Origin of the sequence: Thermithiobacillus tepidarius DSM 3134, from assembly GCF_000423825.1 — a bacterium.
In the GTDB taxonomy this organism is placed as follows: Bacteria; Pseudomonadota; Gammaproteobacteria; order Acidithiobacillales; family Thermithiobacillaceae; genus Thermithiobacillus; species Thermithiobacillus tepidarius.
This window is the reverse complement of the sequence record NZ_AUIS01000005.1, coordinates 112269-128876: the sequence shown is the minus strand read 5'-3', so window position 1 is coordinate 128876 and position 16608 is coordinate 112269. Positions and strand designations below refer to the sequence as shown.

Here is a 16608-nt window from a genome sequence, read left to right as displayed (position 1 = left end):
CTCTAGGTTTTGTCGTTCAATGCATGGGCCCCGGCGCGCAGCCGCTCAGGCCGGCGGCCGGGAGTCGTTCCATGGCGCCCAGCAGCGCGGCGCGCTCGCTCAGCAGCTCGCCGTAGGCGTCCAGGTAGGCCGCCGCCATGCGCTCGCGGCCGAAGCCCAGGGCGCGGGCGCGGGCCGCGGCGGCCAAGCGGGCCCGCCGCCCTTCGTCGCGGCATAGCGCCGTCAGCGCCGCGCCCAGGGCGTCCGGGTCCTGGGGGTCCACGAAGCAGGCGGCGCCGTCCCACAGCTCGCGCAGGCTGGGAATGTCGCCCAGCACCAGGGCGCAGCCGGCCAGACCCGCCTCCAGCACCGACAGCCCGAAGGGCTCGTAGCGGGCCGGCAGGGCATAGATGGCGGCGCGGCCGAGCCAGCCGGCGAGCGCCGCCTGATCGAGGCGGCCCAGGGCGCGCACGGCGCCGGTCTCGCACTCGCCGCCGTCCGGGTGGCGGGTGTCGCCGGCCACCCACACGGGCCAGGGCAGTTGCGGCGCGACGCGGGCCAGGGCGCCGATGTTCTTGGCCTCGTCCCAGAGGCGGCCGGCGGCGAAGATGTAGCTTGCCTTGGGCTGCGGCGCGAACTCGGCCGCCGCCCGGCCGTTGGGCAGCACGCGGGCGGCGGGCAGCGGGCCGTAGTGCCATTCCAGGGCCGCCAGCATGGCGCGGGTGGGCGCCGCCACCCGGTCCGCCGCCCGCAGGCCGCGCGCCACCGCCTCGCGGTAGCGCTGCCAGGCCGGCGGGGCGTCCTCGCCGCGCACCGCCCGCCACCAGGACAGCACGCAGGAGTGGCCCACCACCAGGGTGGGCGCGTGCCAGGGCAGGGCGCCGTGGGCGTAGCCGTTCAGGTGCACCAGGTCGGGGCGAATCCGTTCTTCGAGCTCCATGAGCCAGGTGCCGGCGCGCGCCACGTCCGCCCAGGGCGCCTCCATCCATTCGAGGCGGAAATCACTCTCGTGCACCGTGAGATTGGGCAGGCGGCGCGCCGCCGCCCATTGCGCCGGACGCAGGGGCGCGCCCATGGTGGCGAGCGCCACTTCCACGCCGTGGGGCGCCAGGGCGCGCGCCAGCTCCAGGGCATAGACCCAGACCCCGCCGACGGTGTCGGCGGTCATCAGGATGCGCCGGGGGCGGGCGGCGGACGGCATCAGGGCGCCCGGCGCTCGGCCTCGCACAGCTCCAGCAGGGACAGGGGCAGAGGCTGCTCCGTCTGGATGTCGCTGAATTCGCTGAACTGGGCCAGATAGTCGGCGTGGGCCCGCTCCCAGGCCTGGTCGTCGGGCGCGCCCCAGCGCTTGCGGTAGTCGGGCGAGCCGGGATAGGCGAAGAGCGGCACCGGCTTGTTGGCCCAGACGCCGTGCGCCTGCAGGTGGGCGCGCCAGGCCTCCACGGCCTCCATGTCGTCCACCTTGGACTCCATCAGGGTGGCCTGGACGAAGGGCACCAGCCGCTTGGCGTGGATCAGGCGCTCGGCCAGCTCGGGGGTGGACAGCCGGCAGTTCTTGTCGAGCAGTTGCCGCCCCTCCTCGCTGATGCTCTCCACGCCCGCCTCGATGGACACGCAGCCGGCCCGGCCCAGGAGGTCGATCATGTCGGGCTTCCAGAGATCAATGCGGGTCTGCACGCCGAACTTCACCGGCCGTGCCGCCAGCGCCTCCAGAAGCTCCCGGTTGGGCAGGAAGATCTCGTCGATGAAGTAGATGTACTCGACGCCCTGGGCGATGAGGCCGTCCAGCTCCTCCAGCACCACCGCCAGCGGCCGGCGGCGGTACTGGTCGCGGAAGTTGTCCTTGGCGCAGAAGCTGCAGTGATAGGGACAGCCGCGCGAGGCCTCCATCTCGGCGCCCGGGCCCTGGGGCGCGCCGTCGAAGCGATGGTGGTGGTGGCCGTGGCGGCGCACCAGCGCATCCGGCCAGCGCAGGGCCGGCAGCAGGCTCATGTCGGTGGCGTGCGGGCCGCCCTGCACGCGCGGCCGGCCGTCCTGCCAGTAGCAGATGGATTGCAGGAAGGGCCAGGTGTCGCGCTCGGCCAGTTGCGGCAGGACGTCCTCGCACTCGCCCATGACCAGCACGTCCACGCCGAGCTTTTGCAGGACGATGCCCGGCGTGCTGGAGCCGTGCGGGCCGACGCCGATCAGGGTGCCGCCGACCGCGCGCAGATCGCGCACCGTTTCCTGGGGCACGCGCAGCTCGGGCTGGGCGCAGCGCCAGAAGAGATAGCTGGGCGCGGTGGTGACGACGGTGAAGTCGGGCGCGAAGTCCGCCACCCGGTCGCGGATGGCCTCGCGGCTCAGCTGCTCCAGGTGGCCGTCCACCAGCAGCACCTCGTGCCCTTCCGCCTCCAGCAACTGGCGGGCGTAGCCGTATTCCAGGGGCAGGTGCGGCTCGGGACAGCCGAAGTAGATGGAGCCGTCGAAGCGCCAGTGGGGGTTGACCAGAGCGTATTTCATCGCATTGCCTCCGCTGTTTTCGGGCGCCGGGGCGCCAGCCCGCGGCTGGCCAGCAGCCACTCGTAGAGCCGCCGCACGCCGGTGCGCACGTCCACGCGCGGCTGCCAGCCGGTGGCGGCCTGGAACTTGCGGGTGTCGGACACGTAGTAGCGCTGGTCGCCCACGCGCCAGGGGCCGAAGCGGTAGTCGGGCGTGCCGCCGTGCAGCTCGGCAATGAGCTCGATGAGCTCCAGCAGGCTCACGCTGTTGGCCGGCCCGCCGCCCATGTTGAAGGCCTGGCCGGACAGGGCGTCCATGCGCTCCATGGCCAGCAGCAGGGCGTCCACCAGGTCCTCCACGAAGAGCACGTCGCGCACCTGCATGCCGTCGCCGTAGAGGGTGATGGGCTGATCCTCGATGGCGCGGATCAGGAAGTGGGCCACCCAGCCCTGGTCCTCGGTGCCGAACTGGTGCGGGCCGTAGATGCAGCTCATGCGGAACACGGCGGTGGCCAGCCCGAAGGAACGGGCGTAGTCGAGCACGTACTGGTCCGCCGCGCCCTTGGAGCAGCCGTAGGGGCTGTGGAAGTCCAGCGGCGCCTCCTCGCCGATGCCGCGGCCGCGCAGCAGGTCCTGCTCGGGCTCGTAGCGCTTGCCGTGCAGGCGCAGGCCCACCTGCTCCAGGGCGCCGTAGACCTTGTTGGTGGACGTGATGAGCACCGGCGGCGGCGCGTCCTGGGCGCGCACCGCCTCCAGCAGATTGATGGTGCCCAGGGCGTTGACCTGGAAATCGTGCAGGGGGTTGACCAGGCTGGTGGTGACGGCGACCTGCGCCGCCAGGTGGTAGACCTGCTCCGCCCGCGCCACCGCCTCGCGCACGGCGCCGGCATCGCGCATGTCGGCCAGTTGGAAGCGGGCACGCTCGCCGTGGGTGTCGCGCAGCCACTGCAGGTTGCGCTCCACGCCGGGGCGGGCCAGGTTGTCCAGGATCAGCACCGGCCGCCCCATGCCGAGCAGCCGATGGGCCAGATTGGTGCCGATGAAGCCGGCGCCGCCGGTGATGAGCGCCACGCGCTCGCGGCTCGCCCGCCACTGCCGGGTCATCCAGGCCGCCTCGCGCACGCCGTCCAGGCCGCCCGTCGCCCACAGGCGGAACAGCAGCTTGGGGGCGCCGTCGGCCTGGCGCAGGCCGAAATGGGCCGCGCGCTCGTCCTGATAATCGCCCGCCTCGGCCGGCACGGGCCGGTCCTCCAGGCCGTACCAGTAGACCCGCGTCACCGGGGCGTCCAGGGCGGCAAGGAATTCGCGCAGCTGCTGGCGCTCGTCATGGCGCACGGTGGCGTAGCCCGTTTCGCTGATCCAGATCTCCGGCTGCGCGCCCGGCCCGGCCAGCATGCCGCGCAGCCGGTCGACGGCATCGGGCCAGCCCTCCCACTGGAAATCGTAGGTGCCCGGAAAGGCGTGCAGGCCCAGCGCATCCACGTGCGCCAGCAGGCCATGGCCGGCCAGCACCTGCAGCCACTTGGGGTAGCGCGGGCTGAGGCCGCCCAGGACGATCTTCTTGCCCTGCTTGCGGGCCCGGCGGGCGGCGTCGCTCAGCATCTCGCTGAAGCACACCTGCTCGCCGGCATCCAGCGCCGCGTCCGGCTGCCGCAGGAAGGGATCGATCCACAGCTCCAGCCACTCGAAGGTCTGGCCGTGGCGGGCGATGAAGAGCTCGATCCAGTCGGCATAGGCCTCGGGCTCGTGGGGCGGGCGCGTCAGGCGGGTGACCGCGTTCAGGAAAGGCAGGGCGTCGAGAAAGCAGGGCAGGATCCTCACCTCCTGCGCCAAGCGCGGCAACAGCCAGCGGTACCAGGCCTCGCCGTCCGCCGAGAACCAGTCCGCCCAGGACACGCCGACGCGCAGATCCTTCACGCCCAGGCTGCGCAAGTCGGCGAGCACGCGCTCCACGCGCTCATGCTCGCCGGGCCGGAACCACTCCACCAGGCCTACGATCGGCTGTGTCATAGGGCCAGTCCCCGCATGGCCAGTTCGGCGCGCGCCTCGGCCACGCGGTCCACGGCGCTCTGGCCTTCCAGCCACTCGGCCAGCTCGACCAGCCCCTCCTCCAGGCTCACCCGCGGCTCGTAGCCGAGCACCCGGCGGGCATGGCCGATGTCGGCCACGCAGTGGCGGATGTCGCCGACCCGGTACTTGCCGGTGATCTCCGGCCGGATCTGCGGCTTGCCCAGGGCCACGGCCATGCGCTCGGCCACCTCGCGGATGGTGTACTGGTTGCCGCTGGCGATGTTGAAGACCTGGTCCGCCGCCTCCGGCACCTCCAGGGCCAGGCGGCAGGCGCGGGCCACGTCGTAGACGCTGACGAAATCGCGCTGCTGGTAGCCGTCCTCGTTGATCAGGGGCGGATTGCCGTTCAGGAAGCGCGAGGCGAAGATGGCCAGCACGCCGGTGTAGGGATTCGACAGGGCCTGGCGCGTGCCGAAGATGTTGAAGAAACGCAGCGCCACGCTGGAGATGCCGTAGGCGCGGCCGATCATCAGGCACATGCGCTCCTGGTCGTACTTGGACAGGGCATAGACGGAAGGCAGCGCCGGGGCCTTGTCCTCCGGCGTGGGCACCGGCCTCAGGACCTCGCCGTCGGCGTTGCGCACCTCCCAGTCGCCGGCCTTCAGCTGCGCCAGGCTGCGTTCGACGCCGGCGGAGATGCTGCCGTCCGGCCCGCGATAGAGCCCCTCGCCGTAAATGCTCATGCTGGAGGCCACGATCAGGCGCTCCACCGGCTGCTGGATCAGGGTTTCCAGGAGCACCGCCGTGCCCATGTTGTTCACGTCGGTGTAGCGGGCGATCTCGTACATGCTCTGCCCCACGCCGACCACCGCCGCGAAGTGGTAGACCGCGTCGACGCCCAGCAGGGCGCGCCGCACCGCGGCCGGGTCGCGCACGTCGCCGACCATCAGCTCCACGTCGGGATGCAGGTAATCGGGCCGCTTGGCGTCGGGCCCGTGCACCTGCGGCGCCAGGTTGTCCAGGGCGCGCACCCGGTAGCCGTGGGCCAGCAGTTCGTCTGCGAGATGGGAGCCGATGAAGCCCGCCCCGCCCGTAATCAACACAAGTTTACTCATGCCCATTCTCCGGAAGTCTGTTCACGTTGCTCCACGCATCTCCAATGCCGGCTCAGCAGGCGGCCGGCGCTTCAAAAATTCAGGCGCAGCGACTGCGCCTCGGCGGCGGGATGGATCACTGGCTTGGCAAAAGACTTGGCGGTTCTGCCCGCCTTGAGCAGCTTGTCGAAATAAGCGATGGTCTTGATCAGCCCCTCTTCCAGCTTGATCTTGGGCTCCCAGCGCAACTGCTCCCGGGCCAGGGAGATGTCCGGGCGCCGCTGCAGGGGATCATCCTTGGGCAGCGGCTTGAACACGATCTTGGATTTAGAGCCGGTCATGGACAGCACCTTCTGGGCCAGCTCCAGGATGGTGAACTCGCCGGGATTGCCCAGATTGATCGGCCCGGGCAGATCGTCGGGGCTGTTCATCAAGCGGAGAAAGCCCTCGATCAGATCGTCCACGTAGCAGAAGGAGCGCGTCTGCAGGCCGTCGCCGTAGACGGTGATGGGCTCGCCCCGGAGGGCCTGGACAATGAAGTTGGAGATCACCCGCCCGTCGTTGGGCAGCATCTTCGGGCCGTAGGTGTTGAAGATGCGCGCCACCTTGATGCGCAGGCCATGCTGGCGGCGGTAATCGAAAAAGAGGGTCTCGGCGCAGCGCTTGCCCTCGTCGTAGCAGGCGCGCAGGCCGTTGGGATTGACGTGACCGCGGTACTCCTCCGGCTGCGGGTGCACCTGCGGGTCGCCGTAGACCTCGCTGGTGGAGGCCTGGAAGATCTTGGCCCTGGTGCGCTTGGCCAGGCCCAGCATGTTGATGGCCCCGAGCACGCTGGTCTTGGTGGTCTGCACCGGATCGAACTGATAGTGGACCGGCGAGGCCGGGCAGGCCAGGTTGTAGATCTCGTCCACCTCCACGTAGAGGGGGAAGGTCACGTCGTGGCGGAGCACCTCGAAGTGCGGGTTGTCCAGCAGCGGGATGATGTTTTCCTTGGCGCCGGTGAAGAAATTATCCACGCACAGGACATCGTGGCCTTCGTTCAGCAGCCGCTCGCATAGGTGAGAGCCCAGGAAACCCGCGCCACCGGTGACCAGAATGCGCTTTCTTTGTAAGTTCTTCATAGCCTCCTCCATCTTATTTCGCCGTACCGGCAACGCGCGCAACGCGTGCGGGTGCGTTTCAGATTTATTAAGAGTTGGGTAAGGCCTGCTCGACTTGCGTTACCGGTGTGTTTGATCCTCCCTGCTCGGAGTGACCCGCCTGGCTCCAGGCTCATGGAGTCCGCGCGTGCCTGGCGGCACGCCGGACGAGTGATTCCAGCATTGCAGAATAACCGCGGACTGTCGGCCGGCGATCATCGCTTGGCCGCCCGGCCGGCGCGGCGCAGGACGGCTGGATCAGTCCTCCGCGCCGCTGCGGGCGTTCCCGCCCGGCTGCTCATACTGCTGCCTGACCGCCATCCAAGCCGCTTTATGGGCGATTTCCGCGCGCGAGAGATGCCCTCTGCGGTCATCATCGCCGGCGCACGCATTCCAGGCGCGGTTGAACGCCGCCAGGTAGATCTCCAGTACATGCCTGGGCAGGCTGCCCTTGGGGTCCGGCGGCTCGGACATCTTTCTGGAAGCCATCTCAACCTCCACACTTGCAGATTCCCGATTACAACGCGATGCTCCCACGTTCCCACCCCAAGGTCCTGCCGACTGCCGTGGACCACGGCGCACTTCTAGTGGCCCTGGACACGGAGATTGTTGTTGACGTGCACCCGGTGGCCCGCCACGCGCTCGACCAGCCACTCCGCCCGCTGACGGTCCTCCCGCTCGGCCACCGCGCCCTGCAGCGTCACCTCGCCGCCCTGGACCAGGATCTCGATTTCGCTGGCATCCAGTTCATCATCATCATAGAACGCTTCTTGCAACCGCTCCTTCAGGCGTTCGTCGGAGGGTTGATAACCCTTGGGCCCCTTGCCCCGCTGCCCGCCGCGCGGACGCTCATCCTGCCGCTCCGCGATGCCCGACGGATTGCGTTCCCAAGCGTGCCAGGAACGGTGGCTGCCATAGTCGCCGCTCTGGGCATCCATGCGGTGCTGCATCATGTCGCGGCGCTCGTAGCGCCCGCCGTAGGAATTGGGGATGAAGGCCAGGTTGTCCTCGTCGTAATCCGCTTCCGGGTGGAACACCTCGCGGCCGCCGCGCGCATGGCTCTGTCCTTCTTCGGCATCGGCCCAAGGCCGCGCCGAGCGTTCCGCGTGATGGCGATGGCGGCCCGGCCCGGCGTCGCGGCCGGACACGCCTTCCGGCGAGTGATCCACCTGATTCTGGCCGTCCAGCGGGTGCCGGCGCCGCATGTCATGCTTGCCGAATCGATTGCGTTCCATGGCAAACCTCCTCAAGGTTCCGGTCTTTGACTGTTCACAATCTTTTGGACCGTCAAGTTTCGTCTTTGATCAGGGTGACCGCGCCCAAAGCCGGAGCACGCACGGTCCCCATGGCTCGCAGCCCCGCCTCCACCACGTCCGTCACCTTGTCCTCTGTCCGCTCGATGTCGCGGCCCTCGGCAAAGGTGCCGTAGCGGTGGATGCCCTGCAGCATGCCGCTGTGGGTCACCACCCGGTAGCTGCGGTCGGGGTCGAGGGGCGCGTCGCCCACGGCCACGTCGCGGATGCGCTGGCCGATAGGCCGGGTCAGGTCAACGGTCCAGCGCAGGCCGGCCGTCTGCACCAGGCCGCCGACCGCGTCGAGGGGATTCTCCGGCTTCTGGTTGGTCGCGCTCTGCTCCAGGATCGCCAGGATCTGCGCCCCGGTGAGCCGCATGCTGACCACCTTGGACGGATGCGGCAGCAGGGTGTAGAGGTCCTCGCGCCGGATGGGGCCCGGCGACAGGGACACGCCGTAGCCCACGCCCGGCAGGAAGGCCACCTCGGCCTTGGCATGGCGGCGCAGGATCTCGCCGGCCAGGGTGTCGAAGGGGCTCTCCGATTTGTAGCGCCGGCCGATGCGCTCGGCGGCGGTGGCGATCACCGCCTCCAGCTGGGCGCGATGGGGCGCGCGCAGGCGCTCGATCAGGCGGCTGACCCCAGGGTCGGCCGGATACCGGTCGTCCCACAGGGTGTGGGCCACGCCGCGCACCTCGGCGATCTGGCCGTCGGCCACCCGGATCGTCACCTCGCCGAGCACCGCCGCGTCGGACAGGGCCTGCACCAGGCGCACCTTGCCGATGCGTTCCGGCGGCGCGATCTCGTCGTGGGAATGGGCGCCGACGATGAGATCGATGTCCGGCACCTCGCGGGCCAGGATGCGGTCCACCTTGCTGCCCTGATGGGACAGGACCACCACCATGTCGGCCTGGCGCCGCAGCATGGGCACGTAGCGCTTGGCCGCCTCGATGCCGCTGGTGAAGCGCAGCCCCTTGGTGTTGTCCGGACTGCCGGTCTGGTCGGTGTTGTGGTAGCCCAGCGCCAGGATGCCCACGCGCAGCCCGCCCGCCGTCAGGATCACGGCCGGGTTGCCCAGGAAGGGCCGGCCGCTGGCCTGGTCGATGACGTTGGCGCCGCGCATGGGAAAGCGGGCGAGCCGCTGCAGCTCGCGGGTGCGCTCGACGCCGTAGTCGAAATCATGGTTGCCCAGGGCCATGAACTGATAACCCACCGCGTTCATCAGGCGAATGATCGCCTCGCCCCGGGTCAGGTTGCCCAGGAGATCGTCGCTGAAGGTGTCGCCGCCATGCAGGAGCAGCACGTTGGTCGGACCGCGCTCGCGGCGGATCTGCGCGATGGCGGTGGCCAGGCGCGCGAATCCGTTGACCTTGCCCGTCCGCGCGAAGCTCTGCGGCGCCCGGCCCGGATCACCGGTCTGGGCGGTGGCGTTGCCGGGGGCCACGGCAAAGGGCATGTAGCGCCCATGGAAGTCGTTGGTGTGCAGGATGGTCAGGGTGCCGGAGCGCGCCCCATCGGCGGCGGCCGCGCTGCCCATCCAGGCAAAAGCGGCCAAGATCAGAAAGAGACCCGCCCACGCTGCCTGCTTGTTCATCATTTACCTCGCTGGCCGGCCACTCCGGCCCTCAGTGCTTGTGCTCCTTGCGGCTCACCAGCTTGGAAAAGCGGCTTTCCTCGCCGCCAGCGGTCTTGTCCTGGTAGAGAAAGGCGAGCTCCTTTTCCTCGAACTTGTCGAAGAAGTCCTCCCAGGAGATCTCCTCCAGCGAATCGCCTCCGCTGTAGCCGGGAAAGTCGATGCGCAGGAGCCCTTCGTCGCTTCCCTTGCCGGTGCCCTTGACCCGCGCCGGGTGCCCGCCGCGCTGCTCCACCCAGCGACGGATCTCATCGTGATTGGTCGTGATCTTGCTTTCGCTTGCCATGTTGCACCTCCGCTTGATCGCCGCCCCGGACCGGGGCCCGGAGCGGCATGCAATCATCGGCTGCGGCCCGAACTCACTTGGACCCCGACTTGGCCAGACGGGCATGCAGGCTTTCGGCCATCTGCAGGTGCTCCTTCAGCACCGGCAGGGTCTTGCCGGCCCACGCCTTGACGTCGGCGTCCTTGGCGTTCTTGGCCTTGTTCTCGAAGTGGGTCACGTCCTCCTGGTGATCCTTCACCATGGCCGCCATGTAGGCCCGGTCGAACTCGGCACCCTTGAGCTTGGCCAAGCGGGCGGCGATGTCCTTGTGCTTCTTGTCCGTGTCATCGGGCAGGGTCACGCCCTTTTTCTGAGCCAACTGCTTCAGCTCCGCGTTGGCCTTGCCGTGGTCATCCACCATACGCTGGCCGAACTGCTTCACATCCGGGTCGGCGGCCTGCCTGGTGGCCATCTGTCCCATCTGCACCTCCGCCATGCCGCCTTGGGCAGCCATTTCCATGAAGGCCCGGTCGGCCTGGGCCTGGGCATGACTGGCCGGTGAAAAGAACAGCAGGGCGGCAGCCATGCCGGCCATGAGGCTGTTGCCCAATATCGTGCGTGTATTCATCATGTGTCTCCTGTCATCGAGGGAGTGATTCACGCTCAGCCGTTGACCACCGTGCCGCCGTTGGGATGCAGCACCTGGCCGGTCATGTAGGAAGCATCGTCCGAAGCCAGGAATACGTAGCTGGGGGCGATCTCCTCCGGCTGCCCGGCGCGCCCGAGGGGCACGTTCTTGCCGAAGCTCTCCACCTTCTCGGGCGGAAAAGTTGAGGGAATCAGCGGCGTCCAGATGGGACCCGGCGCCACCGCGTTGACGCGGATGCCCTGTTCCGCCAGGGACTGGGACAGGGAGCGGGTGAAGGCGACGATGGCCCCCTTGGTGGACGAGTAATCCAGCAGCTCCGGGCTGCCCTTGTAGGCGGTCACCGAAGTGGTGTTGACGATGGCCGCGCCCGCCTTCAGGTGCGGCAGCGCCGCCTTGGTCATGAAGAAGTAGGAAAAGATGTTGGTGCGGAAGGTCTTTTCCAGCTGCTCGGCGCTGATGTCCTCGAGGCGCTTTTGCGGATGCTGCTCGGCGGCGTTGTTGACCAGCACGTCCAGGCGGCCGAAGGCGTCCAGGGTCTGCTGCACCGCCTGCCGGCAGAAGCCCTCGTCCCCGGCATCGCCGGCGATGGTGATGCAGCGCCGGCCCTGCTGCTCGACCAGGCGCTTGCTTTCCTCGGCATCGCCATGTTCGCTGAGATAGACGATGGCCACGTCGGCCCCTTCCTTGGCAAAAGCGATCGCCACCGCCCGCCCGATCCCGCTGTCGCCGCCGGTGATCAGCGCCGCCTTGTTCGCCAGCTTGCCGCTGCCCCGATACCGGCTGTCGTCAGCACGGGGCCGTGGCGTCATGTCGGATTCCCGGCCAGGCGGCTCCTGCTGCTGCGGGGGCTGGCCCACCGGATGCTGCTGCTCTGCCATACGGCCTCCTTTTTGCCACGACCGACTGCAAATTGGTTCGTCCCAACAGGGGCTTAACTATATCTGCTGCGCCTGCATGGTGAATCGGACCTTTTGATGATGCAGCACCCGACGAATGGGCAAATTTTGCAATTCAACATCACGCAATGACGATTCTGAAAGTTTCCCACAAAAAACCGGCTTTTCAGCCGGTACAGGAGATGCGCTCAATCCGGCATTCGCAAATTCGATCTTTACACCCGGCCCATCAGCAGGAGAATCAGCAGCACCACCAGCACAACGCCGCCCAAACCGCCCACGTAGACGTTCTGCAGCAAAATTGCGATCAACAGGACAATAAGCACCAGCCCCAGCAATCCGTAGGTCATGGCCGTTCTCCTTTAGAATTCGTAAAACCGATAGCCATAGATCCGGGCTACGCTCTTGGCGCCCATCCAGCCGCCGATGATGGCCAGCACCAGGCCAATGGCACTGCTGACGAACACCGCCCACAGCACTGCCGAGGAATAGCCCGCCGCCTTGTCCGCCGCGTCCTTCGCCTCGCGCTGGTAGCGCTGCGCCTCGGTGCCCAGCCCGTCGACGATCTGATTCACCTCGGCTCGGGACAGGGTCGTGCTGGCAGCCAGGATGCGCTTGGCCTGCTCCGCGTCCCCCCTGACCAGCGCACCGGCGATTTCCCCGAGAGTCTGGCGGTCCAACTGCTCCACGGCACGCCGCGCTTCGGCCTGGCTGACCTGGGCGCCGGGACCGCCCCGCTGCGCCGCTTGCGCCAAGGCTTCGCTGACCTTCTGCTTCAGCTCCGCCTGCAGGCCGACGGCCACATTGCTCCCCACCGGCCCACCCAGGCCCGGCGCCCCGCCGGCCGCCGCCGCGCCCAGGCTGGCGCCGCCGCGCAGGGCCGAGCCCGCGGTCTGCAGCAGATTGGTCAAGCCGGCCACCCCGAGAAGCACCGTGAGCAGGGTGGTCACGCCCCAGAGCGTCATGCCGTGCATGATGCCGACGGCGCGGTCGGCCTTGCCCGCCAGCCGGCCGGCAAGCAAGCCGCCCAGAAAAAAGGAGATGGCCCAACTGACCAGCACCCAGAAAGCCGCGCCGTAGGCCAATCCCTTGCCCACGGCTTCAGCATCCGTCATATCCACGATGCTGAGGCCCAGCGCCGAACCCAACAGATGCAGCAACCAGGCTATGGCCAGGGTAAAGACCAGGCCCGCGAATACCGCGCCCCAACTGATCGGCGCCGGCCTGCGCACCTCTTCCACCACTTCTTCTGCCACCACACGTTGGTTCATGACATGCCTCCGTATTGCGCACGAAAAGCAAGGTTAGAAGATGACGGAGAAGAGCCAGAACAGAATGAGGAGACTCACCGGGACACCGAGCAACCACAGGATGATGTAAAGCATCACGGCCTCCTTGCTTTATGGCTTATGGCTTTATTGCAAAACCTCCCGAGACCACGCCCCGATGCCGGATCACCGCGACCACCGCGGCGCCGCTAGGCAGGGGGAAAGAGGGTGGAAAAAAGCAGGAAGAGCACGACCAGCGCCAGCGGCAGCCCCACCAGCCAAAGGATCACGTATGGCATAAAGCCTCACTTGGCGGCTGCAGGGGCGCGCGTCAATGCCGCATCCCGCGCGAGCCGACGCCGTAGTGCCTGTGGACCTGCGCCGCCCAGGCCGGATCACTGATATCGGGCCAGTAGTCCTTGTCGAAGCCGGGAGCCCGCTTCAGCGTGTCCTTGTCCACGTTCAGGATCAAGGTATGCCCTTGCAGCCGGAAGGCCTCCCAGGGCACGGCGAAGAGCTTGTCGCCGATGCCCAGCAGCCCGCCGAAGGACAGCACGGCGTACGCGATGCAGCCGCGCTCCATGTCGATCATGAGCTCGGTGATCTTGCCAAGATGCTCTCCATCCCGGGACTCGACTTCGTCTTTCATGAGCGAGCCGGCGGAGAGCAGTTTCGTGGTACTTTCCATGGCATTTGCCCCTTGGTGCGGAATTTGACAGAAAACATGATTTTTATGGATTGCCCGACGCTGCAAAAGTTCGCGCCGATCCGTCTTAAATCGTCCCACCATGGTCCTAGCCGCGCCGGCCGGAACAAACGCATGTCCACATGCCGCGACGGAAAACCGGCATAAAAAAATCGGACAGCATGCCGCTGTCCGATCAGAACGATCCGAATCAAACTGAGAGGGGCAGCTATTCCTTTACCTCCACCACCTCGTCCGGTCCCACCGTGCGCTGGATCAGCTGCTTGCTGTTTTCCAGCTCCGCCTCGTCGCTGGCGTGCACGACCAGAATATACTGGCCGTTCTTGGCGGCGTCCGTAATCATCGTCTCGAACTCGCCCGCCTCCATGCCGACGCCGGTACCCACGGTGGCGCCCACCATGGCGCCCCAGCCGGCCATGGCCAACGTGGCGATCACCGGGGCGGCGGCAAAAAGGGTCACGCCGCCGGCCGCCATGGCGGCGACGCCCGCCGCACCGGCCACGCCGCCGACCACACCGCCGACGCCGGCGCCCAAGATATGGTCCTTCAGCACGCGCTTGCCGACCTCATCGCCCTCGGGCTCCAGCTTCTGATGCAGATCCTCGCCGGGCTTGGCGGTCACCGCCGCGTCATCGGCAGCCTGGCCGGGTTGTGCCTTGCTGGCGTCCTCGGGGCTGATCAGATGCAGCTGCTCCTCGGGCACGCCGTGTTTCCGCAAGAAATCGTAGGCTGCGATCGCGCTGCTCCTGTCGGCGTAGATGCCGGCCACCTTATGCGGATAAGTTTCCATATCGCCGCTCCCTGTGTCGGTTTTGTCTACTTTCACGAGATTTGCCCAGTGGCGACGCAACCGGATCGGGCAGGCGGACAGCAGGCAGTCCTGCACGCTGCGCCCAACCGACCGGCAGGCCCTTGGACGACCTTAACCTGTGAGAGCTTCGTGCGGCTGAGAGAGTTCCGAGCCGGGGGCCCGTCGCGGGCCCCATTCGGACCAAAGGGGGAGGGAGGCGCAGCTTAAGGCTGCTCCAGGGCGGCATGCACCGCGCGGGCGAAGACGTTCATCTCGAACGGCTTTTGGATCAGGCCCACCAGATTGTCGCCCACGATCTTCTCGTTGGCCGTGGATTCGTCATAGCCGCTGCACAGGATGACCTTGATGTCCGGGCGGATCTGGGAGATCTCGTGGTAGGTATCCTCGCCACCCTTGCGCGGCATGGACAGATCCAGGATGACCAGGTCGATCTCCTCCATGTGCTCCTGGAAGATGCGCACCGCCTCGATGCCGTCCGCCGCCAGGATGACCCGGTAGCCCAGGCGTTCCAGGATGCGCTGGCCGAGGGCGCGCAGAATCTCCTCGTCATCCACGAAGAGAATGGTATGCGGACCGTGCACGACTTCGGCGGGCTTGGCCATCTCCTCCGGGAAGGGCTTGTCCGTGGCCGGCAGGTAGACGGTGAACGTCGTGCCTTCGCCCGGCTCGCTCATCACCTCGATGCCGCCGCGATGGCTTTTGATGATGCCCAGCACCGCCGCCAGCCCCAGACCGCGCCCCTGGGTCTTGGTCGAGTAGAAGGGCTCGAAGATGCGCTTCTGCGTTTCCGCATCCATGCCGGAACCGGTGTCGCTGACCTCGAAGAGGGCGTAGAGACCCGGCTCCGGCGGATTGAAGCTGCGGAACTTGCGCGTCTGCTCCTCGTTCAGCATCACCCGGTCGGTGGTGATGGACAGCACGCCGCCATGGTCCTTCATCGCCTCGCTGGCGTTCAGGCAGAGATTCATGATGACCTGCTGGATCTGCACCGGGTCCGCCTCCACCGGCGGCAGACCGGACTGCAGCGCCTTGCGCACGATAATGGACTTGGGCATCTGCGAGCGCAGGATGGCCAGCATGTCGGTGACCAGGTGGTTGATGTTCACCACCTCCGAGCTGCGCCGGCCACCGCCGGCATAGGCCAGCAGCTCCTTGGTCAGGCCGGAGGCACGCAGGGCCGCCTTGATGATGGTCTTCAGGTCCTCTCGCGCCGGGTGGACTTCCGGCAGGCTCTCCTGCGCCAGCTCGGCACTGCTCAGGATGCTGGTCAGCAGATTGTTGAAATCGTGGGCGACGCCGCCCGCCAGCAGGCCGATGCTCTCCATCTTCTGGGAATGATAGAGCTGCTCCTGCAAACGCAGGCGCGTCTCCTCCGCCCGCTTGCGCTCGGTGATGTCGCGGCCGATGGATACCCAATGGGTGAAGCGACCCTGGGCATTGGCCACTGGCACGATGTCCAGTTCGATCCAGAACTCCTGCCCGTCCTTGGTGTAGTTCAGGAGCTCCTCACGCACCGGCTGGAAGCTGGCCATGGCGGTGCGGATGCGCTCCAGCGCGGCGGGATCGGTCCTGGGCCCCTCGAAGGTCGGCGGCGCCTGGCCGATGATCTCCTCCGGGGTATAGCCGGTGCGCTGAATGCAGGCGTCGTTCACGAACACCACTTTCGGCCCGGCGTGCTCCGGCGAATCGACCTCGATGATCATCACGATGTCGTTCAGGTGCTCGACCGACTTCTCCAGCAGGCGCAGCTTCTCCTCCAGCAGCTGCCGCTGCAGGCGCTCCTGGGTCTGCTGCAGCGCCCGGCGCACCGAAGGCACCAGACGCGACATGCGCTGCTTGAGCACGTAGTCGGTGGCACCGCTTTTCAGGGTCTCGATGGCCACCTCTTCGCCCATGACCCCGCTCAGAATGATGAAGGGGATGTGCGCCCGCCGCTCCCGGGCGATCGCCAGGGCGCTGATGCCGTCGAAAGCCGGCAGGGTATAGTCTGCCAGGATGAGATCGAACTCTTCCTCCTCCAGGGCGGCGGCGAAGGCGTCCCGCGTCTCGACGCGCGTGATGGTGTTGGGCAGTCCTTCCGCGGCCAGGGTCCAGTGGACCAAGTCGGCATCCAGGGGGTTGTCTTCGAGGTGGAGAACCTTCAGTGGGTTGTTCATGACGTGGTACTTGCAAGCATCGGGAAAATACGAAAATGGAAAGCGGCGGCAAGCAGCCGAGCCTGGCTGCGATGCGCGCGGCTTTTCCGCGGGCCCGGCGACCGCTCCGCGGCGGCACGGTGCATCGGCACCGGGGCGGGCGGGCGCGCCCGCCCGCTCAAACTATTGAATATAGCAAAGACATGCGGCATCTGCCGGGCAGCCGCAGCTCCCATGGGCGATGCCATTCT

Annotated in this window: 16 protein-coding genes; all 16 read right to left on the bottom strand. The window is 67.5% G+C overall.

The window, feature by feature from the left end; all coding sequences use genetic code 11:
- Positions 1-16: 16 nt before the first annotated feature.
- The 16 genes from G579_RS15600 to G579_RS15570 all read right to left on the bottom strand — a co-directional run bounded on the left by G579_RS15600 (position 17) and on the right by G579_RS15570 (position 16378).
- Positions 17-1180: a glycosyltransferase family 4 protein gene (locus G579_RS15600; RefSeq protein ID WP_038017850.1), complete on the bottom strand. Its 1164-nt coding sequence runs from the start codon at positions 1178-1180 to the stop codon at positions 17-19.
- Complete coding sequence (locus G579_RS0103260; protein ID WP_028989035.1) at positions 1180-2481, bottom strand: TIGR04295 family B12-binding domain-containing radical SAM protein; 1302 nt, start codon at positions 2479-2481, stop codon at positions 1180-1182. The genes G579_RS15600 and G579_RS0103260 overlap by 1 nt, the downstream gene beginning before the upstream one ends.
- Positions 2478-4469: an SDR family NAD(P)-dependent oxidoreductase gene (locus G579_RS15595; protein WP_038017848.1), complete on the bottom strand. Its 1992-nt coding sequence runs from the start codon at positions 4467-4469 to the stop codon at positions 2478-2480. Before G579_RS15595 ends, G579_RS0103260 begins: the two co-directional genes overlap by 4 nt.
- Positions 4466-5584, bottom strand: a complete 1119-nt coding sequence (locus G579_RS0103250; protein ID WP_028989034.1) for an NAD-dependent epimerase/dehydratase family protein — start codon at positions 5582-5584, stop codon at positions 4466-4468. The genes G579_RS15595 and G579_RS0103250 overlap by 4 nt, the downstream gene beginning before the upstream one ends.
- A 71-nt stretch (positions 5585-5655) precedes the next feature.
- Complete coding sequence (locus G579_RS15590) at positions 5656-6684, bottom strand: UDP-glucuronic acid decarboxylase family protein (RefSeq protein ID WP_081662555.1); 1029 nt, start codon at positions 6682-6684, stop codon at positions 5656-5658.
- Positions 6685-6960: 276 nt separating this feature from the next.
- Entirely contained in the window at positions 6961-7191 is a 231-nt protein-coding gene (locus G579_RS0103240; RefSeq protein ID WP_028989033.1) for a ChaB family protein, read from the bottom strand.
- Between the two features lie 95 nt (positions 7192-7286).
- The gene (locus tag G579_RS18075) at positions 7287-7937 is read right to left on the bottom strand and encodes a BON domain-containing protein (RefSeq protein ID WP_051180786.1); all 651 of its coding nucleotides are present in this window, start codon (positions 7935-7937) and stop codon (positions 7287-7289) included.
- Positions 7938-7989: 52 nt separating this feature from the next.
- Positions 7990-9588: a bifunctional metallophosphatase/5'-nucleotidase gene (locus tag G579_RS15580; protein ID WP_162142964.1), complete on the bottom strand. Its 1599-nt coding sequence runs from the start codon at positions 9586-9588 to the stop codon at positions 7990-7992.
- 31 nt (positions 9589-9619) lie between these two features.
- Positions 9620-9913 carry a hypothetical protein gene (locus tag G579_RS0103225; RefSeq protein ID WP_028989032.1) on the bottom strand — a complete coding sequence of 98 codons (294 nt, stop codon included), beginning with the start codon at positions 9911-9913 and terminating at the stop codon, positions 9620-9622.
- A 73-nt stretch (positions 9914-9986) separates the two neighbouring features.
- Entirely contained in the window at positions 9987-10523 is a 537-nt protein-coding gene (locus tag G579_RS0103220) for a DUF4142 domain-containing protein (protein ID WP_028989031.1), read from the bottom strand.
- 32 nt (positions 10524-10555) lie between these two features.
- Positions 10556-11419, bottom strand: coding sequence for an SDR family oxidoreductase (locus G579_RS0103215; protein WP_028989030.1), 864 nt, complete (start codon positions 11417-11419; stop codon positions 10556-10558).
- A gap of 233 nt (positions 11420-11652) precedes the next feature.
- Positions 11653-11787, bottom strand: coding sequence for a hypothetical protein (locus G579_RS19575; RefSeq protein WP_269137043.1), 135 nt, complete (start codon positions 11785-11787; stop codon positions 11653-11655).
- A gap of 12 nt (positions 11788-11799) precedes the next feature.
- The gene (locus G579_RS0103205; RefSeq protein WP_028989029.1) at positions 11800-12708 is read right to left on the bottom strand and encodes a hypothetical protein; all 909 of its coding nucleotides are present in this window, start codon (positions 12706-12708) and stop codon (positions 11800-11802) included.
- A 328-nt stretch (positions 12709-13036) separates the two neighbouring features.
- Complete coding sequence (locus tag G579_RS0103190) at positions 13037-13393, bottom strand: PRC-barrel domain-containing protein (protein WP_028989028.1); 357 nt, start codon at positions 13391-13393, stop codon at positions 13037-13039.
- A 226-nt stretch (positions 13394-13619) separates the two neighbouring features.
- Complete coding sequence (locus G579_RS18070) at positions 13620-14201, bottom strand: hypothetical protein (protein ID WP_051180784.1); 582 nt, start codon at positions 14199-14201, stop codon at positions 13620-13622.
- 224 nt (positions 14202-14425) lie between these two features.
- A complete protein-coding gene (locus tag G579_RS15570; protein WP_051180783.1) occupies positions 14426-16378 on the bottom strand; it encodes a response regulator in 1953 nt (650 codons plus the stop codon).
- Positions 16379-16608: the final 230 nt, after the last annotated feature.